Consider the following 26,594-nt stretch of genomic DNA (forward strand, 5'->3'; position numbering starts at 1 on the left):
AAAACTATCGCCTTTCAAAAACAGTATTGTGGTATCCAATAGCAGGATATGTCGTTATCTAATCTCTTTCACAACAAACAATCAGCAATAATAAAAGTCACATCTGTAATTAAATATCGCATTTTTTGCTAAAACAGGGATAAAAAGTAAGGAATTGTGAGCTACGTAAATTTATTCACTATTTTAATTGGTGTTTGTTAATGATATGTTTGGAAGTGTGAAGGGGGGACATGCTGTACGATATGATGGGGTTTATGGTATGGCATTGATTTTAATGTGTTTAATGGTGTATTGATGAGTTTTTTTTAGAAATAGCATGAAATTTTTAACTAACAAATGTTAATTAATTGTTTTAATTATTCATATTCAAAGGGTGCATTTGGCCATGTTCGGCTAGATAAAAGGTTTCGTTAATTACTGCGAAGGTTGCTAATCATGAGGGATAAAATGATAAGAACGGCAATGGGTTTGGGAGCACTGTCATTATTTATTACGACATCATCAATGAGTGCCAATATTGTTAAACCTGTACAGTCAATTGTGATTAACAATGGTTCAGAAGTGGCTTCCCTCGACCCGCACAAAGTGGAGGGAGTGCCTGAAAGTAATGTTATTTTAAATTTGTTAGAAGGCCTAGTTTATACTGATGTCGATGGCAAAGTGACACCAGGTGTGGCAAAAAACTGGGTAAATGATAATTACATTACTTGGATTTTTACGCTCAGAGATGACGCAAAGTGGAGTGATGGAACCCCTGTCACCGCGGAAGATTTTGTCTATAGCTGGCAACGTCTCGCAGATCCAGCAACGGGCTCACCTTATTCAAGTTACCTACAAAACGCTTATATTTTAAATGCAGATGCTATTTTGGCAGGGAAAAAGCCTGTCAATGAACTTGGCGTAAAAGCCTTAGATCCTCATCACTTACAAGTCACGTTAAGCCATCCTGTCCCCTATTTTGTTGATATGCTATCCCATACAGCGATGAAGCCTGTTAATAAACAGACAATTGAAAAACATGGTGATAAATGGACTCAACCACAAAATTTTGTGGGTAATGGGGCATATTTGCTGGATAAATGGGTGGTTAACGAGCGCATTGTTGTAAAACGTAATCCGTTATATTGGAATAATGTGCAGAGCCAGATAGACCAAGCGACGTTCCTCGCAATTTCTTCTGAAGTTAGTGATATCAACCGCTATCGCAGTGGGGAAACCGATATCAGCAATTCCGCTATTCCGCCCGCGCTTTATCAAAAGATGAAGCAAGAAAAGCCCAATGAGTTATATGTAAGGCCTTATTTGTGTACTTTTTATTATGAAATTAATAATAAACGCCCACCATTTAATGACCCTAGAGTGAGGGAGGCTATTAAATTAGGGTTAGATAGAGAAACCATTACGAATAAAATCATCAACCAAGGCCAAACCGTGGCTTATGGGTTCACACCAACATTTATTAATAATGGCAATTTTGAGCCACCGCAGTGGGCCAGTTTACCCGCTGAGCAGCGTTATCAACGGGCGAGAGAACTATTGGCAGAAGCGGGTTACACCAAAGAGAATCCCCTGAAATTTTCGTTGTTATACAACACGTCAGACCAAAATAAACAGCAAGCGATTGTTGCCGCTTCTATGTGGCAAAAAAATATTGGTGCGAAAGTTACGCTACAAAATCAGGAATGGAAAACTTCACTGCAAAGCCGTCATGAAGGGCAATACGACGTTGCAAGGGCGACTTGGTGTGCTGATTACAATGAACCAACTGCATTTTTAAATATGATGTTAACGGACAACAGCAATAACACTGGTTTCTATTCAAACGCCACGTTTGACGCATTACTTGCCCAAGCGTTAACTGCACAAGATGAACAAGCGCGCCATCAGATTTATCAACAAGCTGAAGCCTTGTTAGACAAGGACTCTGCGTTAGTTCCTGTCTATTATCGCGTCAGCGCACGTATGGTAAAACCCACCGTTGGTGGATTTAAAGGTAAAGACCCCCTTGATTATACGGATATTAAACGGTTATATATAAGTGAACCTAATAAATAATATCCAAATAATTATAAAAAGTGTTTATCTCTAAGATAAACCTGCATCAACACACAATCATAATAAATATGTATGGGAGTAACCGATAAGATGAGTAAATTAATCAATAAATCGATTATTGCACTTAGCGTTACCGCTGGGTTAGCGATGGGGTCAATAGCAACCAGTTTTGCTGCGACGGTTCCAGCTGGTGTTGAACTTGCTGAAAAGCAAGTGATGGTCAGAAATAACGGTTCAGAGCCACAGTCTTTAGATCCACATAAAATTGAAGGGGTACCAGAGTCAGCTTTAGCAAGGGATCTATTTGAAGGGATTACTATTGTTGGGCCAGATGGGGAAATTTTACCTGGCTCAGCAACCAGCTGGGAAAACAAAGATTTTACCGAGTGGACGTTTAAAATTCGTGATGGGGCAAAATGGTCAAATGGTGACCCTGTCACGGCAGAGGATTTCGTTTATAGTTGGCAACGTTTAGCAGACCCTGATACCGCCTCTCCATATGCAAGCTACCTACAATACGCGCATATCAAAAATGTTGACGATATTATTGCGGGTAAGAAAAAACCGCAAGAACTTGGTGTCAAAGCGCTTGATGACAAAACATTAGTGATTTCGCTCAGTGAAGCCGTTCCTTATATTCCTAAATTATTAGCTCACTCATCCATGTCTCCAGTAAACAAAAAAGTGATTGAAAAGAATGGAGCTAAATGGACACAACCCCAAAATTTTGTCGGTAACGGAGCCTATAAACTGAAAGATTGGACTGTTAACGAGCGTATTGTATTAGAGCGCAGCCCAACTTACTGGGACAATGCGAATACAGTTATTGATCAAGTGACTTTCCTGCCAATTTCGTCTGAAGTCACCGATGTAAACCGCTACCGAAGTGGTGAAATTGATATGACGTACAGTAACTTACCTATTGAGCAATTTAAAAGCTTACAACAAAACATGCCCAATGAGTTACGTGTAAATCCTTATCTGTGTATTTACTACTATGAAATTAATAACGAAAAACCACCATTTAACGACCCGCGTGTTCGTGAAGCATTAAAACTGTCGATGGACAGAGACACTATCACCTATAAAGTGAAAGCGCAGGGGGATATCCCCGCTTATGGTTTTACTCCACCCTTTACCAGCGGCATGAAAACTGAGAAACCAGATTGGTACGCCAATATGACTCAGGAACAGCGTAATGAAAAAGCGAAACAATTGCTGGAAGAGGCGGGTTATAACAAAGCAAACCCATTAAAATTCAACTTACTATATAATACGTCAGATTTGCATAAACGTATTGCGATTGCTGCCTCTTCTATGTGGAAGAAAAATATCGGCGCAGACGTTAAACTCGAAAACCAAGAGTGGAAAACCTTCTTGGATAGCCGACATCAAGGTAATTATGATGTTGCCCGCGCAGGATGGTGCGCAGACTATAACGAACCATCTTCGTTCCTGAATATGCTGCTTTCCTACAGTAGTAACAACACGGTTCACTATAAAAATACGGACTTTGATGCTGTGATGAAGAAAACATTACAGGTGAAAACAGACGAAGAACGAGCGGCCTTATATCAACAAGCTGAAAAGTTACTCGATAAAGATTCAGGCATTGTTCCGCTTTACTACTACGTTAACACCCGTTTGGTGAAACCTTACGTTGGTGGTTATAGTGGTAAAGACCCATTAGATAACTTACATACTAAAGATTTATATATTATCAAACACTAATAACAATGCTCTGGCTCCGAGAGGGGCCAGATATTAGCCTAATGGGCAATAGAAGCAGGAACGAGCAATGCTGAAATTTATTTTGCGTCGGGTGCTTGAGGCGATCCCGACTCTTTTAATTCTCATTACCATCTCATTTTTTATGATGCGCTTAGCGCCGGGTAGTCCGTTTACAGGCGAGCGTAAGCTACCACCTGAGGTGATGGCAAATATTGAAGCCAAATACCATTTAAATGATCCGATGTATAAGCAGTACTTCAACTACCTTATTCAACTCTCACAAGGCGATTTTGGGCCTTCATTTAAATATAAAGACTATAGTGTCAATGACTTAGTAGCGAAAGCTTTCCCTGTTTCTGCGAAACTGGGGGCTACTGCCTTTGTGGTTGCTGTTTTATTTGGTGTCACGGCAGGGGTCATTGCTGCCCTTAATCAAAATACTAAATGGGACTTTACAGTCATGGGGTTTGCCATGACGGGGGTTGTCATCCCCAGCTTTGTTGTGGCACCTCTTTTGGTGCTGATATTTGCCATTCACTTGAAATGGCTCCCCGGCGGTGGCTGGGACGGCGGTAATTTGAAACATATGATTTTGCCGATGGTGGCACTGTCATTAGCCTATATTGCCAGTATTTCCCGTATCACTCGTGGCTCGATGATAGAAATTATGCATTCAAATTTTATCCGTACTGCACGCGCTAAAGGCTTACCACTGAGAACTATCATTTTACGCCATGCCTTAAAACCTGCGTTGCTCCCAGTGCTTTCTTATATGGGCCCTGCATTTGTGGGAATCATTACGGGTTCAATGGTGATTGAAACTATTTTTGGCTTACCTGGCATTGGTCAATTATTCGTTAATGGCGCACTTAACCGCGATTATTCCTTGGTGTTGAGCTTAACCATTTTGGTTGGGGTATTAACGATAACCTTTAATGCTATTGTCGATGTGTTGTATGCCGTCATTGACCCGAAAATTCGCTACTAATTGGAGAAGCGCTATGATTTCGAATCAAAAAAATAGTGAAGCTCTGGCGAATTTTTCAGAGCAATTGGATATTGAAGGGCGAAGTTTGTGGCAAGATGCACGTCGTCGTTTCATGCATAACCGTGCGGCAATTTTCAGTTTATGTGTGTTGTTTTTAATCACATTATTTGTCATTTTTGCGCCGATGCTATCACCATTCCTATACGATGATACCGATTGGGAGATGATGTCCATGCCGCCAGATATGGCGACAGGCCATTATTTTGGTACGGATGCGTCGGGGCGTGACTTGCTAGTGCGTGTCGCAATTGGTGGGCGTATCTCGCTGATGGTCGGCGTTGCTGCTGCGCTGGTGGCAGTAGTGGTTGGGACGTTATATGGCTCACTGGCAGGCTATGTCGGTGGTAAAGTTGACTCAATCATGATGCGTTTATTGGAAATTCTGAATTCATTTCCATTTATGTTCTTCGTTATTTTATTAGTGACCTTATTTGGCACCAATATCTTATTGATTTTCGTCGCAATTGGGATGGTCTCTTGGTTAGATATGGCACGTATTGTACGTGGTCAAACACTGGGGTTAAAACGTAAAGAGTTTATTGAAGCGGCATTAGTTTGCGGTGTCAGCACGCGCCATATTATTTTACGCCATATTGTGCCAAATGTGCTGGGTGTGGTGGTAGTCTATGCATCCTTGTTAGTACCGAGCATGATCTTGTTTGAATCATTCCTCAGCTTCCTAGGTTTGGGCACACAAGAGCCACTCAGTAGTTGGGGGGCTTTGCTCAGTGATGGGGCAAATTCGATGGAAGTGACACCATGGTTATTATTGATCCCTGCAGGTTTTCTGGTTATCACGTTGTTTTGTTTTAATTTTATCGGCGATGGCTTACGTGATGCCCTCGATCCGAAAGACCGTTAGAGGGAAATGTTATGTCAATAAATTCAACCAAAAGCCCTCTGTTATCAGTTAAAGATTTGAGTGTGACTTTTTCTACGCAAGATGGCGATGTCACTGCGGTTAATAAGCTTAATTTTGATTTACGCGCAGGGGAAACCTTGGGTATTGTTGGGGAGTCAGGGTCAGGGAAATCGCAAACGGCATTTGCTTTGATGGGACTACTGGCAAAAAATGGCCGAATCAATGGTTCGGTGATGTTTAATGGTCGTGAAATTCTGAATTTAAAAGAAAAAGAATTAAATCGGATGCGGGCTGAAGAAATCTCCATGATCTTCCAAGACCCAATGACGTCATTAAATCCCTACTTAAAAATTGGCACGCAGCTATCTGAGGTACTGATGCTCCATAAGGGGATGGGCAAAAGTGACGCTTTCGAGGCATCAGTGAAAATGCTGGATGCGGTTAAAATGCCTGAAGCGCGTAAGCGTATGAACATGTATCCCCATGAATTCTCAGGCGGAATGCGCCAGAGGGTGATGATTGCGATGGCACTATTGTGCCAACCAAAATTACTGATTGCAGATGAGCCAACAACGGCGTTAGATGTGACGGTACAAGCGCAAATCATGACGTTGCTGAATGAATTGAAAGATGAGTTTGATACAGCAATTATTTTGATCACCCATGACTTGGGGGTTGTGGCTGGCGTTTGCGACAAAGTGTTGGTCATGTATGCGGGGCGCACTATGGAGTATGGCACTGCCAAAGATATTTTTTATCAGCCATCTCACCCTTATTCTTTGGGGTTACTAGCGGCAGTTCCGCGACTCGATGGGGATGATGAAAGTCTCGCAACAATACCAGGTAACCCACCAAATCTATTAAGATTACCAAAAGGTTGTCCGTTCTCACCACGTTGCCAATATGCAACACAGCAATGTGTAGAAAGTGAACCTGCTTTATCATCCTTTGCGCAAACCCGCCTGCGTGCCTGCTTCAAGCCTATGGAGGAATTAGTATGACGACTCATGAAAATAGGCCTGTGTTACTGGAAGTTAATGATCTAAAAGTGCACTTTTCCATTAGGGATAAAAAGCAGTGGTTTTGGCAACCCGACAAAAGTTTAAAAGCGGTGGATGGCGTCACACTGCGCTTATACGAAGGGGAAACTCTGGGGGTGGTTGGTGAGTCTGGTTGTGGTAAATCCACCTTTGCTCGTGCGCTAATTGGCTTAGTCAAAGCGACAGATGGTACCGTTAGCTGGCTAGGTCAAAATTTATTAGGTAAAAGTGATAAAGAGTGGCGCAGTGTGCGTAGCGATATTCAAATGATTTTCCAAGACCCATTGGCCTCATTAAACCCGCGAATGACCATTGGTGATATTATTGCTGAACCACTAAAAACCTATCACCCGAAAATGCCACAATCGCAAATCACCGAAAAAGTAAAAGCGATGATGATGCGAGTGGGGTTATTACCGAACTTGATTAACCGCTATCCCCATGAGTTTTCTGGGGGGCAGTGCCAGCGAATTGGTATTGCTAGGGCGTTGATATTAGAACCAAAATTGGTTATTTGTGATGAACCAGTTTCTGCGCTGGATGTATCCATTCAGGCGCAAGTGGTGAATTTACTGCAAGAACTACAGCGTGAAATGAAATTATCGCTGATATTTATTGCTCATGATTTAGCCGTGGTTAAGCACATTTCTGACCGTGTACTGGTGATGTATTTGGGACATGCCGTGGAATTAGGTACCTATGATGAGGTCTATAATAACCCCTTACACCCGTATACTCGAGCGTTGATGTCAGCGGTTCCTGTGCCAGACCCTGACAAGGAAAAAAATAAAAGCATTGAATTACTCGAGGGGGAGCTGCCATCACCGATTAACCCTCCTTCAGGTTGTGTTTTCAGAACACGTTGTCCATTGGCAGATGAAGGGTGTGCGAAAACGCGTCCGTTGTTAGAAGGTAGTTTTAGACATGCAGTCTCTTGTTTGAAAATAGACCCTCTTTAATCATTTTTGCCAACAATTAACCTTAAAAGCAGAGTCAATTGGCTCTGCTTTTTTGTTATTAATCTTAAAAACCACTTTTTTAGCTGTGTTCAGATAATGACTGATAAATAATGGAAGCAAAACATGTTAATAAACTAATTATTCATTGAGGCAATAAAATAAAGGTTCAACATAAATGACGAATGATTTTTTACAGGATGAAGAGACGGTTTCGGTTTTACGCCAATGGCAGCAGATTAATGAACAGTATCCAAACGACGCATTAGCACGAATTCGTGAGAAAATCCCTTTAGTTAAACAAGTAGATAGCGAGTTAAACTTATTTGGTGCAGATAGCCATGAATATGAGTTAAACCCCGTTATTGCCTTAGCAGATATTGAAAAATGGCAAAAGCGAACGGGGGCGACATTACCGCAAGATTTTGTACAGTTTTTAACGCAAATTGGTAATGGTGGACTAGGGCCTTATTATGGAATTGTCCGTTTTGAAGATAGCGAAAGCCGCTTTGATCAAACCGCAGCATTACCCTCTATTTTAAGTCCTACGATGAGCCAAGAGGAATGGCAGAAACTGACTTTCCTTGATGATGATTGCAGTGATGAAGAATTCGATGAGCGAGAAAACTATATTCACCAAGGTGTTTTTTACCTTGGAACGTGCGGGTGTGAATATGATTTATTATTAGTGATTACAGGGGAATATGCAGGGCGAATTATTTATACAAACCATTGGTGTGGTTCTAATCAGCCTTTCTTCTTTTCTTACGAACTGAGTTTTTCACAATGGTATGAACGTTGGTTAGATGAAGTTATTCAAGGCTATGAAACTAGTTGGTTTGGTCACAGAATTGGCGGTGATGAGCAAACGTTATTTGATTTATACATCCAAATGGATAGTTCGGAATTAAGATGTCAGGTATTGTCAGGGTTGACTAAACTTAAGCTTTTATCTGATAAAGGTTTGGTGTTATTGACCGAAATTATTAAAGAAAACCAAGGGGAAGAGTCAAAACTGGCTTTGAGAGTTTTAGCGCAATATGCACCTAATATTGCTTCCTCATACCTTATGTCTGCGTTAAAAAGCACCGACCGTGCATGGCAAAATTTAGCGATTAGTACTATCTTTTTTAATCAAAAAGAGAACTTAGCCGATTATAAAGATAATATTTTGGAGCTAATCAAAAGTGTGGAAGATGCCGATTTTATTCGTTTTGCAGGGTACATACTTAAAGACTTAGCTGCCACGCAAGCTGAAGATTTTGCTCATTTATTTAAACATTCGAACCTAAACCTTGCGAGAACTGCTCTTTATGCAGCGAGTTCTGATACGAATGTTAAGGAAAAATCTGCACTTTTTTATCCAAGCATTACGTCAGATGATGGTGACATGGCTTGTCTGGCCATTCGAACGCTAGTTGAACTTAATACTGTAATACCTGATGTTATTCCTCTATTAGAATGTGCATGGAAAAAATTCCCAAAAGAGAAAAATGAATATGTCAGGACCAATATTCAGAATTATTTGCGAAAATTTTCAGTGACAGGCGACTTTCCTAAAGAAGATTAAGATGTGAAAAAGAGGGGGCTAATGCCCCTCAATCGTTATTTTTTCCAGAGAATAGAGTGGAAAGGTTCTGTAGGATGGCGGCTAATTAAGACGCGAGCAAAGATATCGTCGAGTTCGTCATCAGGGTTTTTCGCTAGCCCAATAATCACTTCACTGAACTGTGATAAATTTGCCTCACTCGGCAGAATACCTTGCCAATTATCAGTTAAATCAATGATTTCAGCTGCACCAGATTCTTCAAACTGTAAGGCAAAAATAAGCTGGTCAGCAGGTTCTAGATTATCCATTGCGCCTTCGAGAAAAAGGTCATAAGCCATTTCAATGATATCGTCTTCATCGATTAAATGTATATTGTGTTTCTCAGTCATGACCTTTCCTAATTCATTTACGCTATAACAGTGGGCTAAAGAAATAACAAACACGCTCAACTACGCGGTTCCAGAAGGGGCGTTGTTCCCATTCTTCAATTTCTAAGCGTGTTGATCGAGCCATGTAATCATACTGAACTAACGTCAGATCGCTACCAAAACTTTTATCATCAATAACGACGGTGATTTCAAAGTTAAGCCATAAGCTACGCATATCGAGATTAACGGAACCAACTAAACTGAGTTCGCCATCCACAAGGACACTTTTAGTATGCAATAAGCCATCTTCGAATTGATAAATTTTTACGCCAGCCTCAAGTAATTCGCTATAAAATGAACGGCTTGCCCATCGAACGAGGAAAGAGTCATTTTGTCTTGGCATGATAATGCTCACATCGACACCGCGCATGGCCGCGGTACAGATAGCATGCAGAAGGTCATCACTAGGGACAAAATAGGGCGTTGTCATGATTAACTGTTTGCGAGCAGAAAACATGGCGGTCATCAGCGATTGTTGAATCAGTTCATCAGGGAAACCAGGCCCTGAAGCGATGGTTTGAGTGGTGTGACCATTGGCTTGCTCAAACGGCATAATATTGCTGTCTGGTGGTGGTGGCAAAATACGTTGGCCTGTTTCCATTTCCCAGTCAAATGCATACACAATCCCTAAAGTGGTGCTCACAGGGCCTTCCATACGCACTAAAATATCAATCCATTCACCAACACCTGAGTCTTGTTTAAAATAGCGAGGGTCAACCATATTCATACTTCCAGTGTATGAAATATAGTTATCGATAATGATAATTTTACGGTGTTGGCGTAAATCCATGCGACGTAAGAAGAAACGCATTAAATTCACTTTTAGCGATTCGACAAACTCAATGCCTGCTGCGCGCATTTTTGCAGGATAATCACTGCGGAAAAAGTGCCAACTCCCTGCGGAGTCAACCATGATGCGGCATTTTACGCCACGTTTAGCGGCATTTAGCAGAGCCTCCGTTACGCCATCAACCAATCCACCAGGTTGCCAAATGTAGAACACCATCTCGATAGAATGCTGTGCATTATTAATGTCATTAACAATGGCTTTTAATGAATCTTCACAAGTGGTTAATAGTTGGATACGGTTTCCTTTAACGCCAGCGATGCCCTGACGTTTTTCGATCAGTTGAAAAAGCGGTTCTGCTACCGAACTGTTTTCATTTGCAAAAATATGTTTTGAATGGCGTAAGTTTTCGAGCCATGTGGCGACAGAAGGCCACATATGGTGGGCTTTATCAACACGGCGTTTCCCTAAATGAAGCTCACCAAAGGCGACATAGGCAATTATCCCAACTAAAGGAAGGATATAAATAATTAACAACCATGTCATTGCAGAGGTCACAGGCCTCCTTTTAACTAAAATGCGGACAGTAATTGCTGCAATAAGTAGCCAGTAAAGGAAAAATAGAAGCCAACTCATAAGGGTATAAACAGTTGCCATAATGGATTAAATGCCTCTCGCTAATAGGGAAATACCATCGAAAAAAGAAGTTTTACCTGAAAAAACAGTGAGCAATATATTAACTTAATAGAATTTAGCAAAATTTTGCAGTAAAAGCTTTGTGTAATAGATAATTCATGAGGAAATAATAATTTCAAATTGAAATAATAAACATTGAAATTAAATAATTATTATGAGATAGACCATAAAAGATCTTCTTGGCTCTTTTTTTCAAAGGAATATAATATTTTCTCACCGTATTTTTTCATAAAAAAGGGCAGAAAAATGAGACGCAGTAGGCATGAGGTCGGTCGTTGGAGAATGTTAAGACAAGTGCAACGTCGCCGTCGACGCTGGCTAGAAGGGCATTCAAGACGCAATATGCACATTTATGCCATGCGCAAAATCGATATTTATCGCCGTCGACACTCACTACTTTTTACTCAATGGGTTGAGTAGGGTTATTAGGGCGCACATTCACATTTTTCACTTTGTATGACAAACCTTATTGAATATGATTGCTATTTGCATTTAAACTAGTGACTATATTCTTTTAGGTCGACAGGTGTAGGGTAGAAATTGCATATGCGTTGGATCCGTTGGAGTTTAATTATCGTCATTTCGTTATCTATTCATGCAGGTCTTGCGATGGCATGGATTTTTAATCAACCTAATTTGGCTAGAGATCCTGAGCCAATGACGATTGCGATGGTTGCTTTTGCTGCCCCTGAACCTGCTTCAGAGCCTGTTCCTGAGGTTGAAACACCTGTCGAACCAGAGCCAGAACCGATTATCGAACCTGAACCCGAACCTGTGGTTGAGCCTGCGATTGTTTTGCCGAAGAAAAAACCTGAAGTGAAGAAGAAGCCAAAACCAAAGCAGGAAGAAAAGAAAAAAATTAAAGAAGATGTTAAGCCAGTTGAAAAACAACTTGCGATGAATAACATCAAATCAGATGCAACAGCACCGAAAACAAACAATAATCCAGTAACGACCGCAAAAAATACTGGGGCGAGTAATAGCCAGTCTACCGCGAAAAGTGGTCCAAGGGCTCTACATAAACAAGCTCCTGTTTATCCAGAACGTGCACGCCGTTTAGGGAAAGAGGGGTATGTTAAGGTGCGTTATGATATTGACGACGGCGGCCGTGTGACGAATATCGAGTTTGTTGAGGTTTCACCGAAAGGTTTGTTTGAGCGAGATGTTAAACGAGCAATGAACCGCTGGACATTCGAGAAACAACCCGCAAAAGGTTATGTCACCGAAATTTACTTCAAACTGGATGGTACGGTTAGCCAAGTGTAACTTGCTGATTAAGCCATTAAAAAAGCACCAAAACGGTGCTTTTTTAATTTAAGCGTGAATTAAACGATTATTCAGTGAGTTGCTCAGAGCTGGCTAATTGGAAATGCTGTTTTTCTGTTGGTAACTCTCGTGGCGTATTATCATCATTCACGGCTACATAGGTAAATACCGCATCGGTGGCACGGTAACGTTGGCCTACAGGTTCCGTTGCAACTTTTTTCACCCACACTTCAATATTAATGGTAATTGAGCTTTTACCTGTTTTTAAGCAGCGCGCGTAGCAACAGACCACATCACCGACTGCGACAGGTTTTTGAAATTTTATGCCATTCACTGCGACGGTAACAACACGGCCGAGCGCGATTTCTTTTGCAAGGATAGCACCGCCAATGTCCATTTGTGACATTAACCAGCCACCGAAAATATCACCATTGGCGTTTGTATCCGCAGGCATGGCGAGGGTTCGTAAAACCAATTCACCGTTTGGTAATTGCATATTTAACTCTTATTAAAAAGGGAATAAAAACGACTAGTTAGCATTTATAGCAAATTACTGATACTCAAGTAAACTCTAACTACAGACTTATTGTCCAAGTATCGCCAATAAAACGTGTTTAGCCAATAAAATCCAATAAATAGCGCAGAACATCGGCGTATTGTGTTTAAATTCGGCTGAAAGTTAGAGTTATGCAAAGAAAACGCTAGAAGTGTTTTTTGTATTTAGTCAATTGACTAGATTGCCTATACTTAAACCATAAACCGTTGATAAGTATTTGGGGAGAAAGTATGAGACTCATTTTGGCGATATTATTACCGTGGTTGCAATTTTTTACTATTGGTCGTCCATTTGCAGGAATAATTTGTCTGATTTTACAACTGACTTTAATTGGTTGGTTGCCAGCGGCTATCTGGTCTGTATATGCGTTATCACAATACAATACTGACAAAAAGATTGAAAAAGCGTTTGGTCAAAACCGACATTAGCTTAAAAACAAAAAAACCTGCTCAATCAGATAAAGCAGGTTTTTTTGTTTAGATATTCAGAAACATGACTACTCTTCGTGTTTTTCAACCGCTTCTTTGGTCATGTTTTTAAAAATATATACTACGCTTAACACAGTAAAAATCAGTGTTCCTGCCGTCAGACCGAATACTTTGAAATTGACCCAAATATCTTGTGCCATCCAAAATGCGACATAAATATTTAAAACTGCACAAAAAACAAAGAAGATAGCCCATGCACTATTAAGCTTATTCCAGTAACTATCCGCTAACTTAATTTCTTGGTTACTTCCTAGCATACGTTGAATTAATGGTTTTTCAGTAAACCATTGGCTGAATAATAACGCGATAGCGAATGCACCATAAATGATGGTGACTTTCCATTTAATGAATGCATCACTGTGGAAAATTAGTGTTAATGCCGCAAAACCCATCACAATAGCACAGGTGATCTTGGCTACTTTTTCAACTTTCTTATAAATAAGATAAGTGGCTAACAATGCCAGTGGTGTAGTGACCATTAAGGCACCACTTGCGTAAAAAATGTCGTATCGCTTATACACGATGAAAAAGATAATCAGAGGGATAAAATCAATAAGTTGTTTCATAACAGTGAATACAGCGCCTCAACGTCAAGATAATAGAGTAGTTTAACCGATATTGGCATTAATTGTTAAAAGTTTGCACCTTTTTACCAATAAACATGCCTTGTTACCAATCATATTTGCACAATTTTACTATTATTTGACTTACTTCTAGATAAACTTTATCAGTTCGGCTATAAATAAGGTTTTAGATAATTTAACTTACTAATTTATAGGTGTTTTTCCTCAATGATAAAGGCGAAGCTATTTGTCTGGATGCCAGGTTTAGAAACGCTGTTTAACTACCAGCTTTCAAACTTAGGTTCTGATGTGAAAGCTGGATTGTCCGTTGCGGCGGTGGCATTACCTGTTGCGATTGCTTATGCCGAATTAATGGGGGTGAACGCTATTGTTGGATTGTATGCCTGTATCCTTCCTATGTTTTTTTATGCGTTGTTTGGGACATCAAAGCAACTGATTATTGGCCCTGATGCGGCGACTTGCGCGGTTATTGCTGCTGCCGTTGCTCCACTTGCAATGGGGGATGAAAATGTTCGCTGGCAGTTAATCATTGTAATGAGCCTCATGACGGGTATTTGGTGTTTGATTGCAGCAAGATTCCGTTTAGGAACTTTTGCTGATTTTCTATCCCGCCCGATATTACAAGGCTTGTTAAATGGGGTGGCATTAACCATCGTTGTTAGCCAAATGGGTAAAATTTTTGGTATTACCACATTACCTGCAGGATTTATCGAGCGCCTTATTGCGTTTCCTCAATCAATAGCACAAACGCATATACCAACCTTATTGGTTGCGGCGGCAACATTAGCAGTCACATTAATTATTAAACGTGTGCGTAGTAAGTGGCCATCATTATTGATTGCCATGGTTCTCGCGACGGTTGCTAGTATCGTGTTTAATCTTGAACAGTATGGTATTAGTATTGTCGGGGATTTAGGAGACGGGTTGCCTTCTATTCCAATGCCCGAGTTCCCACCGGGACTGCTACGCGACTTAGTTATTCCTTCAATGAACTTGGCAGTGATCAGCTTTGTCAGTTTTATGATGACTGCGCGTAGTTTCGCTAGTAAAAATGGCTATGCTATTGATGCGGATCAGGAACTACGTGCATTAGGGATAGCCAACATCGCCTCTGCGTTTTCCCAAGGCTTTGCGGTGAGTGCGGCAAGCAGCCGTACTGCAGTTAACGATATGATGGGGGGGAAAACTCAGCTCGTTTCTATTGTTGCGGCACTAACGATTTTAGCCGTATTGTTATTTTCTATGGACTTATTGGAATATATTCCGATGCCAGCCTTGGGAATGGTACTGGTCGTTTCGACGTTCTCGTTAATTAGCTTTCGTAGTATTTTATCCATGCGTAAGCGTAATAGAGAAGCCTTCTTCTTATGTGTCTTTACGTTAGTTGCTGTGTTGCTAGTTGGGCTAATCAGTGGTGTGGGTTTAGCCGTATTATTGGGTTTATTGCAGTTTATCCGAGTGATATTTAGGCCAACCGATCAGCAACTTGGTGTGGATGAGCAAGGCATGTTGCATTCAATGACATCAGATAATGATATTCAACCTATTGAAGGTGTATTAATTTATCGTTTTAACTCTCCGTTGACTTACTTCAACGTGAATTACTTTAAAGAGCGGTTGAATAAGCACTTAGATAACCAATTAAAGAGACCTGCATGGGTGATCGTCGACGCCGCGGTAAGTTTTACCCATAATGATGTGAGTGTATTTTCAACTCTTAATGATATCGTCACATCTTTGAAAGCGAAAGGTGTCACGTTAGTGTTGGCAGGGCGTCGTACATCAATTAAACGTTGGCTAGAACAAAATAAAATTACACGCTCTGATGATGATTTATTAGTTGTCCCTGATATTTATTTTGCAATTCGTTTAATTCAAAGTAAGCAACAAATTCAAATTAAATGTGTTGAAGAGAGAAAAGCGCAAGAAGAGATGAACGCGTTAGAACAACAAAGGGATTGTGAAGATATTGATGAATCACTTAATTTGAAACCAGAAAAGAATTAAGATTTTTCTCAATTGATTGCATTAGAAAAAAGGAGCCACTTGGCTCCCTTTTTTAAATCGAAATTAAGCGTTTTTATTGACTAACATGTATAAACGGTAGAAATAAATTAAGGCGAAAGCAGCAACGATATTATTCAGCAGGAATGATATACCGTTAATGACAATGTGGTTCATCTGTAAGCTGCTTAATAATACACTCACCAACATTTGTGCAGCCATCCAAATTAAAATCATTGGCAGGGCAACACGCCAGTTTGCATACGCCATTTTCCAGCTTTTACCCATCGCACTAAACGGGTTTGTTTTTTCATTAATTAAGATAGCTGGTGCGAGAGAAAAACCAATCGCTAGAACAATCCCTGGGAGCACCATAATGGTGATGCCAAGTTGAATGAGAAGTGAGCAAACAACGAGTAACAAAAACATAGAAGGGGCTTTGCCTAATGAAGCGCTAAGTGCCTGCGTCGCATTCATGGCTTCACCGCGGGACATCCCTGCAATATAGGATAAAGTGCCACAGATAAGCACTAAGCTGCCTAGCGTTACAGAAAGAATTAGCCCAAAGGAAACACGTAGAATGCTGCTTTTGTCTTGCTCTGAAAGGCCTAATATCCAATCTTGTAAACCTGCATTCCCTGACTCAATCATTTGGTTTTGTGCTTGAGCAAGCACACCAATCATTTGTTCATTCGGGATCATCATTGCGTAAATCACGAGGCTCACCGCCGTTGCCAACACAACAATGGTGAAAAGGCCACTCAGTTGATTTTTGAAAAAATTAACGCTGTCACTGATGAGTGAGTTGGCCGAAATGGACATTTAACTGCTCCTATCTACAAACGGGATCAAAATTTTAAGGCAATTGTAACTGAGTATCAGACATAGAGGTAGAGAAAGATAAGAAATTTCGGGAAGTTAACGTAAGTATGTAAAGGGAATGATTCTCAATATTTAACCAAATTAATTGAGAGGGTTAATTAGAATTACTTAAATTGCATTTTAAATATATGTTTTATGTATAGGGTAAATATATAAATTTAAGGATCAAGTTTTTATTTTATTAGTTATTTTCCAAAAATTGATTTAAATCAAAATTAAAAAAAGAATAGATGGAATAATAAAACTATATTTATTGGATTACCTATAAATTGGTAAAAGATGTGATCTTGATTTGAACATCAATTTATATAATGCGGTATATTTTACTAAAATAAAAACACAGGAATGGGATTGATAATGAAAAAACTCACTGCGCTTGTATTAGCGGCTGCAACTTTAGCTCCAGCTGCTTCTATTGCTCATGAAGCTGGCGATTTTCTATTTCGCGCCGGTACTGCAACTGTAAGACCTAATGCAGGCTCGGATAATGCGTTAGGAGCATATGGATTAAATGATTCGTTTGGTGTTAGTAATAATACACAATTAGGTTTAACCTTTGGGTATATGATCACTGATAATATCGGTGTGGAATTATTAGCAGCAACGCCGTTTGAACACAAAGTTGGCACTGGTGTAACTGGTAATATTGCAACTGTTAAACATTTACCGCCAACCTTAATGGCACAATATTATTTTGGTAGTAAACAAGATAAATTACGCCCTTATTTAGGCGCAGGTCTGAACTATACGTTCTTCTTTGATGAAAAATTTAATTCCAAAGGTAAAGACACATATCAATTATCTGATTTAGACCTATCTAGCTCTTGGGGCTTTGCGGCACAAGCAGGTATGGATTATATGCTGACTGATAACTGGATGTTGAACGCATCAGTTTGGTGGATGAATATTGAAACGGATGTAAAATATAAAGCAATGGGTGAGCAACAAAAAGTAAGTACTCGCTTAGATCCATTTGTATTTATGTTTGGAGCAGGTTATCGCTTCTAATAGTTTTGATAGGATGCAATACAGGTTAATACCTGAATTCTGATGGAATAGAGTGCAGTAGGAAATCCGAGAGTATTTATATTCTCGGATTTTTCATTATATAAAGACAGTAAGATCAATTAAACATTTTTATAACAATAAAGCGCATATTGCATTACAATTACTTGGTTTTTAAATATTAAAAATATAGAGTTACCACTTTTTTTGTCTATTTTATTATCTTGATTGTTAAAGAACGAAATAAATGATAGCGCCATTAGGTGAGGGGAAATATTTACAGGGACATAAAAGCTAAATACCTCATTGTGATATTTAGCTTTTAGTCAGCTGATCTAAGCTGTCACATTACCAAAACCATTGAACATTTAATCCTGCGTTGACGCTATTGGTTTCGTACTCATCGGGTTTATAAAGTGGAGCGCCTAGAAATAAATCATAACTGAAGATATTGACGCTTCCACGCATACCAATTGCCGTTCCTAAAAGTTGGTCATCGGAATAAAGGCCAAGAGGATATACACCACCAAATATACGGCCGTAGTCAATCGCATAATAAGGATAGAAAGAAAAACCTGGAATATAAAAGTTAAATTCATTCCTTAAATAGAAGCCTTTATCACCAATAAGTGAAAATTCTTCGTCAAAACCACGTACTGTCCATCGATTACCGAGTGAAAATTGATCTTGAATTGTTAATCTGTCCTTGCTGTACTGAACAAAAAGCTGAGGATTGTAACTCATGACAAAATTATCAAAAGAGATAGGGATCATGCCAGACACATCCAGTGTAAAAACTCGGGCCATATGGCTTGCATCGCCGTATTTCATGTCCCAGCTCTGTTCCGCACCTAACCAAGGAACGTTACGCTGATAATTGATTGAGGCATCCAGTGTTGAATTGTCGATATTTTGTCGGTGATTGACTCCCACTTTAAAGGTGGTTAAATTCCTCTCCTGAGACAATAGTTTGACATCTTCAAGCTTATACTCTGATTTACGCTTTATTAACTGAATAGACGCGGTATCTTTGAATGTTTGCCCACGTAAAAAAACATTACTAGCAGTCGCATTGTAATATTTGCTGTCGCCATAATATTTATAACTGACAATATCTTTAATCGTTTGTTTATAATCACTTTTGCTAGCATAGATAGAAAAAAGCCAATAATTGTAGGGTACAGCATAGTAAATTGCGGCATTACTTGTACTGTATCGTTCTTGGTTTTTTAGGTTCTTACCTGCTGAAATATACACTGTGTCATTCAAACTGGTTAAGTTATTACCATAAATGGTTACACCAACTTGGTCTTTACCCGTTTGGCGGCTGCCTGAGTTATTGTAATATCCCCCGACATTAACATGGGGGGATTTTTCTCGTTGAATAGTGATATCTGATGTAGAGAAATCTTTCCCTGGGGATAATTCGATATTGGCTTTGGCTCCAGGAATGCGTTCCAAGTTTTCTAAGCCTTGTTCTATATCGCGAATATTCAGAATATCGCCTTCTTTTGCGGGCATGATTGCACCGAGCGTAATATAGGTATCGCTATCTTCAGATAATTTTACATTAGCGACTTTGCCGGGTATTATCTCTAGCGTCAAAATGCCTTCGCTAATATTTTGCTCAGGGATATTGACTCGAGTGGTGACATAACCTGATTTAATAATATTATCTTGTAAGCCTTTTGCTAATGTTTCAACCCCTTTAATTCCAATGCAGACTCCTACAACTTGGTTAGCATAAGTTTCAAGAGGGCGCATTGACGGTAATTTAGGTTCAGACACCAAAATTACTTTTTTCATATCAAAACATTGTTCTTCTTTATCAAAGATTAGAATATTGTTAGCGCGTTCTTGTTTTTTCCCTAAAACATCTTTAGCTTCTAATTGTATTTGTTGCTGGCGAGATTTATCTTGGCTTATTTGATTATTGATTTGTTGATCAACGGTCGAAGAGGGAGTCCCTGATGCATAAAATGGGAAAGCGAATAGGGTACTGGATAAAAAAATAAAACGAAAATTCATGGCCACCACTTTTATTCTTAAATGATCATTAAAAAATATTGGAAATATAATTAAGAATATTTTTATGATGAAGGTTTATTCTTTATTATATAAGATTGTTCTTATTGGTAATTAATTTTTTTTGAGTTTTTTTTCATGTATATCCCTATGGGCTTTCACCGAGAAAAATAGTCTTAAGTAAGTTTATAAACTTTTAGATTATGCGTTAAAATGGGATTTAAAGAAAATTAATTATATTAATTAAGTTATGAAATAAGTGAAAAGCCATTAGTTCGGTGTATATTATGATAATGATATAAAATATTGGTTTTATATTTTTTTTATTAAATATTAATTAGATACAATAAATCCCAAAATGGTGTATTTAGGTGTTTTTACTTGTTTTTTGAGTTTTTTAATTATGATTTATTTCAATGAGATATTAAATAGTTTTAACTGAATTTATATAGAGTAAGGAATAACAACTAATTAGGTTGAAAGAGGTAAATTTAATATGAAAAGGAGGCTAATTAGCCTCCTTTATGCTCTAATTAGTAATAATTAGGTGTGTTTAAAATGATCATGGAGCCTAAGATTTTTCCGTATGGGCTGTTATAAATTACAGGGCTTGTAATTTTAGTGGTTCCCATAGAACTTAAACGGCCATTATTATTATCAACACGAGTAAATGCATCAATGATTAAATCTTTACCTGCATCTACTAAGCCTGAATAAGTATTATTTAACTTGTTAACATCAAGCTTGACAGTATTTGCACCTTGAATTTTACCGTAACGGTTATCTAAGTCATTTCTCAATTTAATATTGATATCACCTTTGACTCCCGCTTTTTGAGATGCATCCGCAGCAATAATACCTGAGTAGTTGTTCAAGCTATTTGCGTTAATGTTAACCGCGCCGTCTTCAGCATAGATTCCGCCTGTTCTACCTGAAACACCGAACTTACTGGCATAAGCATTGAAGCCGCTTGCATAGCTGTTATCCAGAGAAGTCGTATTGATAACAACGTCGTTGTCAGCGGTAATCAGGCCACGATTGTTTGTTACATTCGTTGCTTTAATATCTAAATTAGTTCCTTTGATGTAACCATATTGGTTGATTAAGCTATAAACATTAAATTTAGATTTTCCCGAGTTAGAAACTAAAGAACCTTGGTTTTGAAGGATATTAGCCGTAATGTTTAGTGCTTTACCGCTATCTATAGCTGCATAACCATTGTTTACTAGGTTGTGAGACAACGTAATATTCGTTTGTCCATTGGTGGTTTTGATCAGTGAATTGCTGTTTTGCAATGTCTCAGCATCTATATCAATGCGACGTTTAGCTACAATCTCACTGCTGTTTTCATTAGCAATTAAAGTACGTGCATTAATCGCAATATCACGGCCTGAAATTGTTGAGTTACTATTGACAACTTTACCCGCATTGATAGTTACGTTGTTTCCTGAACGGATCCCACGATTATCTGTATTAATGACGTTATTACGTAAGTTATAATAGTTTTCAATGGTTCCCGTAGAACGAATATCGATATCACCACGGTTAGTTTTGATTGAGCCGTTAGTGTTATACAAGTTAGTTGATACCAGATTAATATTTTGTTGTGCATCAACAATACCACTTCGGTTATCAATGTTTGATCCTGTGGTTAATGTAACACTACCGCCATTGGATTTAATCTGGCCATTCACATTACTTAAAATGCCATTGTTAGTATTGATATCAATATCATTGTTACTCGCGATTGTGGAGTTGTTGTACAATCCTGAGTTAGTTTTGATATTAATTTTACCGTTGGCATTCATTTTGGCGTTTTGATTATAAACCAGGCCTTTTGAATCAATATTGATACCGCCCGAGCCTGCAACCATGCTGCCATAGTTGGATACACCAGTACCACTCTCTGTTGAAACTAATGTAATTTTATCGGCATACATACCCCCTAATGCGGACACATCAATACCGACTCGAGCTGTTGAACCTACACCTTGTACATTAGTGACATAGTTACCCTTTGCATCAACAAAGTTATTACCTGCAACAATATTAATTTCTTTTGCGTTAATATCACCACGGATCACTGCCGAGCGCGCAATAATATCTGTTGGAGAATCAGACTGTAAGCGGCTATTGATGATGATCTGGCCTTTTTCTACGTTATAGCCAAGTACTTCTCCCCCCGCAACAATAGGTTTACCTGTTGTTAGGGTAACGCGGTCGGTATTAATAAAACCACAGTTATTACATGTAATCCCAGATGCGTTAGCGACAATGACTTGTGCTTTCTGACCCGCCACTTCAACCATACCGTTGAGGGTACTTGCATTTGTGGAGTTAACTTCATTAAGAATCACTTTTGCAGGGCCGTTACCATTATTTAGGTTGAGGTTCCCATTGATTTGACCACCCAGAGTGGTATTTGTGTTGGTTGCACTGTTATTGAGAATAACGCCTTTCTGATCAACATCAAATTGGCTATAGATGTTATGAGAAACGCCTTTATCGCTTGCACCTTTGATATGAACGATAGTCGGGCCATTATTTTGGTTTATTACTCCAGCGCCATTAATATTAGTAATTGCAGCTTGTGAGACTGAAACTGATCCTAAAATAACGCATACACTTAAGAACAGAGGTTTAATCTTCAGCGTAGGCTGGCTGATAGATTTATGATTAAATTGTTTCATAAATATCCCTAAAATTGACTATAGATAAAATTAAAAATAGCTAATTAAAATTCCATTAAAGCGTAGGGATTATGCGTTATTATTATTTGCAATAAAATTTAATTGTACTTAAGTTGATTGAGTTAAATATTAAAAGAACAAAATAGCTTTATGTTTTTAATAGTGGTCTTTTATATTATTGTAAGCATAAATATGATATAAATCATCGAATTATATTTACTCTGTAATGGGTATCGTAAGGGATAGTACGCGGGTAGTAACACGTAACCATGATATTGATTTATAAATTGATAATTCAGAGTTATTTATGTTTATTAAGAAAAGGTACGTAATTTTATTATTAAGGTTAATAATTTAGATGGTTGCTGGAAATTTTTATTTAAAAAATTTAATAAATAAAAATAAGTTAGATAAATAAATAAGCAATTAATCCTAATATTGCGTATTTAATATTTTTTTTAAAAAAAAAAGCCACCCAGTAAAATAGGGTGGCTAAAATTTTAAATATATTATTTTTGTGTGGCTACTTTCATTTTAGTTACAAATTCAGTTAATGCTTTTAGCATGACATCTGGCTTATCAAGGTTATTTTCAATAATTTTAACCACAGCAGAGCCTGAAATGGCACCAGCGGCACCATTTTTAATTGCCTCGGTGACTTGTTCTGGTTCAGAAATGCCAAACCCTTGGAGTGCAGGTGCGGCTTGATATTGCTTAAGCTTATCGACCAAATGTGTTAATGGCATTTGAGCACGTTGTTCAGTACCCGTCACACCAGCTCTTGATAATAAGTAAGTATACCCACGGCTATGTTCGCCGATTTGTTGTAATAAGGCATCGTCACCATTAGGAGGGCAAATAAAAATAGGGGCAATATTATGGGTAAGGGCAGCTTCACGAAAAGGTTTTGATTCACTCATGGGAACATCTGCAACTAATACAGAATCAACCCCTGCTTTCTGGCAACGGATATAGAAATTTTCAATTCCATTTGTAAAAACGAGGTTTGCATATACCAATAAACCGATTGGCATGGTTGGGTGTTTTGCTCGAATGCGGCTTAATAATTCAAAGCAAATTGTGGGTGTAATTTCACTTTTAAATGCTCGCAGGTTGGCGTTTTGAATTGTCGGGCCATCTGCCAGAGGATCTGAAAAGGGAATACCAATCTCTAGCGCATCAGCGCCACCTTCAATTAAAGCATCAATAATTTTCAGTGATGTTTCAGCATCGGGATCACCTAATGTCACAAAGGGAACGAAAGCACCTTGATTTAGGCTGTTTAGACGTTCAAAAAGTTGGTTATAACGTTCCATTAAATTTCCCCTTTGTTAGCTAAAATATCATGCACAGTAAAAATATCTTTATCGCCGCGACCTGATAAATTCACAATTAATAATTGCTCTTTATTGGGTTCTTGTTCTGCCATTTTTAACGCATAAGCTAAAGCATGAGAAGATTCTAACGCAGGTATAATGCCTTCCTTGCGAGATAAAAGTTTAAAGGCATTTAATGCTTCATCATCGGTAATAGAGACATATTCAGCACGACCGATGCTATTTAAATGTGCATGCTGTGGCCCAACTGAAGGGAAGTCTAACCCTGCAGATATTGAATAAGATTCTTCTATTTGTCCCTCGCGAGTTTGCATCATTGGGGACTTCATTCCAAAGTAGATACCCACGCGTCCATGTTTTAATGGGGCGCCATGTTGCCCTGACTCGATACCTAAACCTGCAGGTTCAACGCCAATAAGATTGACATTTTCCTCAGGGATAAAAGACGCAAACATGCCAATGGCATTGGATCCACCACCAATACACGCAATCACTGCATCGGGTAAACGGCCTTCTTTTTCAAGAATCTGCTGTTTTGCTTCATCACCAATCATGCGTTGAAATTCACGCACGATGGTTGGGTAAGGGTGTGGGCCAGCGGCAGTGCCCAGTAGATAATGCGCGTTATCGTAGCTGCCAGACCAGTCTCGCAGTGCTTCATTACAAGCATCTTTTAGGGTGGCGGAACCACTGTGAACAGGGATAACTTCTGCGCCCATCAGTTTCATGCGAAATACGTTAGGGGATTGACGTTCAACGTCTTTAGCGCCCATATAAATACGGCATTTCATGTTGAGAAGCGCACAAGCTAATGCTGTCGCAACACCGTGTTGCCCCGCACCTGTTTCAGCGATAATCTCTGTTTTGCCCATACGTTTAGCCAGTAGCGCTTGGCCTAAAACTTGGTTTGTTTTGTGCGCCCCGCCATGAAGCAGGTCTTCACGCTTTAAATACAACTTTGTTTTGGTGCCTGCAGTGAGATTTTTGCAGAGGGTCAAAGCTGTCGGACGACCTGCATAGTTTTTAAGTAGGTCATGGAATTCTTTGATAAATTCTGCGTCGTCTTGTGCAGCAATAAAGGCATCTTCTAATTGATTGAGTGCAGGGATTAAAATCTCTGGCACATATTGCCCACCAAACTCACCGAAATACGGATCTAATTTGCTCATTATTTGTTATCCATCTCATCAGTTAAAACGTAATTATTGTTTAGCCTTATCTTATTGCTTTATTGGATTGTTGATTCAGCCAGCAACGTTGATAACACTAACTTAATTTTTTGCTCACTCTTAATACCAGGCTCAATTTCGACACCAGAATTAAAATCAAGCCCATTACACAGCAATTTCGCGGCCTGAAGGCAGTTTTGAGGATTTAATCCGCCCGCTATCATTAGCTTTTGCTTTGCAGTTGTTGGAATGGCCGACCAATTGAAACTTTTACCTGTTCCGCCTTGCCCGTTATCGAGTAATAGAACATCAATATCTTGAGTTTCGTATTCAGATACGTTTGCTTGCGACATATCCAGCGCTTTCCACACTTCACAATAACTTGGTAATTGAGAGCGAACTTCTTGAATATATTGTAGGTCTTCATTACCGTGTAGCTGCACGGCAAAGAGCGCTAACTTTTTCGCGATATGCGCGACAAAATCGGCCGATTGATTACGAAATACACCAACATATTTTAGCGGGGCGGAATGAACAATACGTTCAGCTTGTGACAGCGTCACTTTTCGAGGGGAGGATTCAGCAAATATTAATCCTCCAAAACAAGCACCCGCGTCGAAAGCGGTTTTTGCATCCTGTTCACGGGTTAAGCCGCACACTTTATGTTCACCAACGAGCAATTTTTGCAGTGCCTTTGCAAGGTCATCTTGTTCCATTAAAGCGCTACCAATCAGAAAACCGTTAGCATATTGGCTAAGAGATTGAATATGCTGGTGTAAATAAATACCGGATTCACTGATCACAATTGTTTCTGGCGCTAAACGCGGTGCTAATTCGCGGGTGCGATTTAAATCAATGGATAAATCACGCAAGTCCCGGTTATTAATACCGACCACTTTAGACTTTAATTTTATGGCTCGTTCTAATTCTTCTTCGTTACTGACTTCCGTTAGAATGCCCATATTTAATTGATGTGCAACATTCGCTAAGGCCACATATTCTTCGTCATTTAATACCGATAACATCAATAAGATAGCATCAGCTTGATAATGACGTGCAAGGTATATTTGGTATGGATCGATAATAAAATCTTTACATAAAACAGGTTGCTTAACTGTGTTACTGACAATCGTCAGATAATCCATATTGCCTTGGAAATATTTTTCGTCAGTGAGGACGGAAATCGCAGATGCGTAGGGTGCATAGGTCTTCGCAATCACTTCGGGATCGAAATTTTCTCGAATTAACCCTTTTGAAGGAGACGCCTTTTTACATTCTAAAATAAACACTGGGCGCTTAGCGCTTAATGCATCATAGAAGCTGCGTTGACTTGGCTGTAATGTGTCAATGAAACTGTCTAAGGACTGTTTAGCCTTACGTTCAACAAGGTAAACGGCTTTGTCATCAACAATCTTTTGTAATACAGTCGCTTTCAT

Annotated in this window: 22 protein-coding genes; 12 read left to right on the top strand and 10 right to left on the bottom strand. The window is 39.2% G+C overall.

Annotation, left to right across the window (positions count from 1 at the left end):
• The first annotated feature begins 447 nt into the window (after positions 1–447).
• The 7 genes from AABS66_RS18515 (at position 448) to AABS66_RS18545 (ending at position 9,262) form a co-directional block, all read left to right on the top strand.
• Positions 448–2,055 carry an ABC transporter substrate-binding protein gene (locus AABS66_RS18515; protein WP_371007206.1) on the top strand — a complete coding sequence of 536 codons (1,608 nt, stop codon included), beginning with the start codon at positions 448–450 and terminating at the stop codon, positions 2,053–2,055.
• A 90-nt stretch (positions 2,056–2,145) separates the two neighbouring features.
• Positions 2,146–3,786, top strand: coding sequence for an oligopeptide ABC transporter substrate-binding protein OppA (gene oppA / locus AABS66_RS18520; protein ID WP_273803157.1), 1,641 nt, complete (start codon positions 2,146–2,148; stop codon positions 3,784–3,786).
• A 67-nt stretch (positions 3,787–3,853) separates the two neighbouring features.
• Positions 3,854–4,774 (top strand): oligopeptide ABC transporter permease OppB, encoded by a 921-nt coding sequence (oppB, locus tag AABS66_RS18525; protein WP_206086129.1) that lies wholly within the window; start codon positions 3,854–3,856, stop codon positions 4,772–4,774.
• A gap of 13 nt (positions 4,775–4,787) precedes the next feature.
• The gene (gene oppC / locus AABS66_RS18530; RefSeq protein WP_206086128.1) at positions 4,788–5,696 is read left to right on the top strand and encodes an oligopeptide ABC transporter permease OppC; all 909 of its coding nucleotides are present in this window, start codon (positions 4,788–4,790) and stop codon (positions 5,694–5,696) included.
• A gap of 11 nt (positions 5,697–5,707) precedes the next feature.
• Positions 5,708–6,697 (top strand): ABC transporter ATP-binding protein, encoded by a 990-nt coding sequence (locus AABS66_RS18535; RefSeq protein ID WP_430225269.1) that lies wholly within the window; start codon positions 5,708–5,710, stop codon positions 6,695–6,697.
• The gene (gene oppF / locus AABS66_RS18540) at positions 6,694–7,695 is read left to right on the top strand and encodes a murein tripeptide/oligopeptide ABC transporter ATP binding protein OppF (RefSeq protein WP_206086126.1); all 1,002 of its coding nucleotides are present in this window, start codon (positions 6,694–6,696) and stop codon (positions 7,693–7,695) included. Before AABS66_RS18535 ends, oppF begins: the two co-directional genes overlap by 4 nt.
• A gap of 175 nt (positions 7,696–7,870) precedes the next feature.
• Positions 7,871–9,262 (top strand): SMI1/KNR4 family protein, encoded by a 1,392-nt coding sequence (locus AABS66_RS18545; RefSeq protein WP_272573174.1) that lies wholly within the window; start codon positions 7,871–7,873, stop codon positions 9,260–9,262.
• 35 nt (positions 9,263–9,297) lie between these two features.
• Here AABS66_RS18545 and AABS66_RS18550 read toward each other — a convergent pair whose 3' ends face one another.
• Together AABS66_RS18550 and cls are read right to left on the bottom strand one after the other, a co-directional pair.
• On the bottom strand, positions 9,298–9,630 hold the full coding sequence (locus AABS66_RS18550; protein WP_206086124.1) for an HI1450 family dsDNA-mimic protein: 333 nt from the start codon (positions 9,628–9,630) through the stop codon (positions 9,298–9,300).
• Positions 9,631–9,652: 22 nt separating this feature from the next.
• The gene (gene cls / locus AABS66_RS18555; protein WP_206086123.1) at positions 9,653–11,113 is read right to left on the bottom strand and encodes a cardiolipin synthase; all 1,461 of its coding nucleotides are present in this window, start codon (positions 11,111–11,113) and stop codon (positions 9,653–9,655) included.
• A 285-nt stretch (positions 11,114–11,398) separates the two neighbouring features.
• On the opposite strand from cls, the gene AABS66_RS18560 reads away from it, so the two are divergent.
• Together AABS66_RS18560 and AABS66_RS18565 are read left to right on the top strand one after the other, a co-directional pair.
• On the top strand, positions 11,399–11,572 hold the full coding sequence (locus AABS66_RS18560; protein ID WP_206086122.1) for a YciY family protein: 174 nt from the start codon (positions 11,399–11,401) through the stop codon (positions 11,570–11,572).
• A gap of 126 nt (positions 11,573–11,698) precedes the next feature.
• On the top strand, positions 11,699–12,418 hold the full coding sequence (locus tag AABS66_RS18565; protein WP_206086121.1) for a TonB family protein: 720 nt from the start codon (positions 11,699–11,701) through the stop codon (positions 12,416–12,418).
• Between the two features lie 67 nt (positions 12,419–12,485).
• Here the strand turns inward: AABS66_RS18565 and yciA are convergent, their stop codons facing one another.
• A complete protein-coding gene (yciA, locus tag AABS66_RS18570; RefSeq protein WP_430225270.1) occupies positions 12,486–12,914 on the bottom strand; it encodes an acyl-CoA thioester hydrolase YciA in 429 nt (142 codons plus the stop codon).
• Between the two features lie 290 nt (positions 12,915–13,204).
• Here yciA and AABS66_RS18575 point away from each other — a divergent pair, with 290 nt between their 5' ends.
• Entirely contained in the window at positions 13,205–13,402 is a 198-nt protein-coding gene (locus AABS66_RS18575; RefSeq protein WP_206086119.1) for a YqaE/Pmp3 family membrane protein, read from the top strand.
• Between the two features lie 68 nt (positions 13,403–13,470).
• Here AABS66_RS18575 and AABS66_RS18580 read toward each other — a convergent pair whose 3' ends face one another.
• Positions 13,471–14,028 (bottom strand): septation protein A, encoded by a 558-nt coding sequence (locus tag AABS66_RS18580; RefSeq protein WP_206086118.1) that lies wholly within the window; start codon positions 14,026–14,028, stop codon positions 13,471–13,473.
• A 225-nt stretch (positions 14,029–14,253) separates the two neighbouring features.
• Between AABS66_RS18580 and AABS66_RS18585 the strand changes: the two genes are divergently transcribed.
• Entirely contained in the window at positions 14,254–16,053 is a 1,800-nt protein-coding gene (locus tag AABS66_RS18585) for a SulP family inorganic anion transporter (RefSeq protein ID WP_206086117.1), read from the top strand.
• Positions 16,054–16,116: 63 nt separating this feature from the next.
• On the opposite strand, the gene AABS66_RS18590 is transcribed toward AABS66_RS18585, so the two are convergent.
• Positions 16,117–16,872 carry a YciC family protein gene (locus AABS66_RS18590; protein ID WP_206086116.1) on the bottom strand — a complete coding sequence of 252 codons (756 nt, stop codon included), beginning with the start codon at positions 16,870–16,872 and terminating at the stop codon, positions 16,117–16,119.
• 417 nt (positions 16,873–17,289) lie between these two features.
• Here AABS66_RS18590 and ompW point away from each other — a divergent pair, with 417 nt between their 5' ends.
• Positions 17,290–17,940, top strand: coding sequence for an outer membrane protein OmpW (gene ompW / locus AABS66_RS18595; protein WP_206086115.1), 651 nt, complete (start codon positions 17,290–17,292; stop codon positions 17,938–17,940).
• Positions 17,941–18,285: 345 nt separating this feature from the next.
• On the opposite strand, the gene AABS66_RS18600 is transcribed toward ompW, so the two are convergent.
• The 5 genes from AABS66_RS18600 to trpCF form a co-directional block, all read right to left on the bottom strand.
• On the bottom strand, positions 18,286–19,965 hold the full coding sequence (locus AABS66_RS18600; RefSeq protein WP_206086114.1) for a ShlB/FhaC/HecB family hemolysin secretion/activation protein: 1,680 nt from the start codon (positions 19,963–19,965) through the stop codon (positions 18,286–18,288).
• A gap of 530 nt (positions 19,966–20,495) precedes the next feature.
• Positions 20,496–22,652 (bottom strand): filamentous hemagglutinin N-terminal domain-containing protein, encoded by a 2,157-nt coding sequence (locus tag AABS66_RS18605; protein WP_206086113.1) that lies wholly within the window; start codon positions 22,650–22,652, stop codon positions 20,496–20,498.
• Positions 22,653–23,161: 509 nt separating this feature from the next.
• Positions 23,162–23,968, bottom strand: a complete 807-nt coding sequence (trpA, locus tag AABS66_RS18610) for a tryptophan synthase subunit alpha (RefSeq protein ID WP_206086112.1) — start codon at positions 23,966–23,968, stop codon at positions 23,162–23,164.
• Positions 23,968–25,158 (bottom strand): tryptophan synthase subunit beta, encoded by a 1,191-nt coding sequence (gene trpB, locus AABS66_RS18615; RefSeq protein WP_272539865.1) that lies wholly within the window; start codon positions 25,156–25,158, stop codon positions 23,968–23,970. Before trpB ends, trpA begins: the two co-directional genes overlap by 1 nt.
• 59 nt (positions 25,159–25,217) lie before the next feature.
• On the bottom strand, positions 25,218–26,594 hold the full coding sequence (gene trpCF, locus AABS66_RS18620; RefSeq protein ID WP_430225271.1) for a bifunctional indole-3-glycerol-phosphate synthase TrpC/phosphoribosylanthranilate isomerase TrpF: 1,377 nt from the start codon (positions 26,592–26,594) through the stop codon (positions 25,218–25,220).

The organism is Providencia sp. SP181 (genome assembly GCF_050446505.1).
GTDB classification, from domain to species: Bacteria; Pseudomonadota; Gammaproteobacteria; order Enterobacterales; family Enterobacteriaceae; genus Providencia; species Providencia vermicola.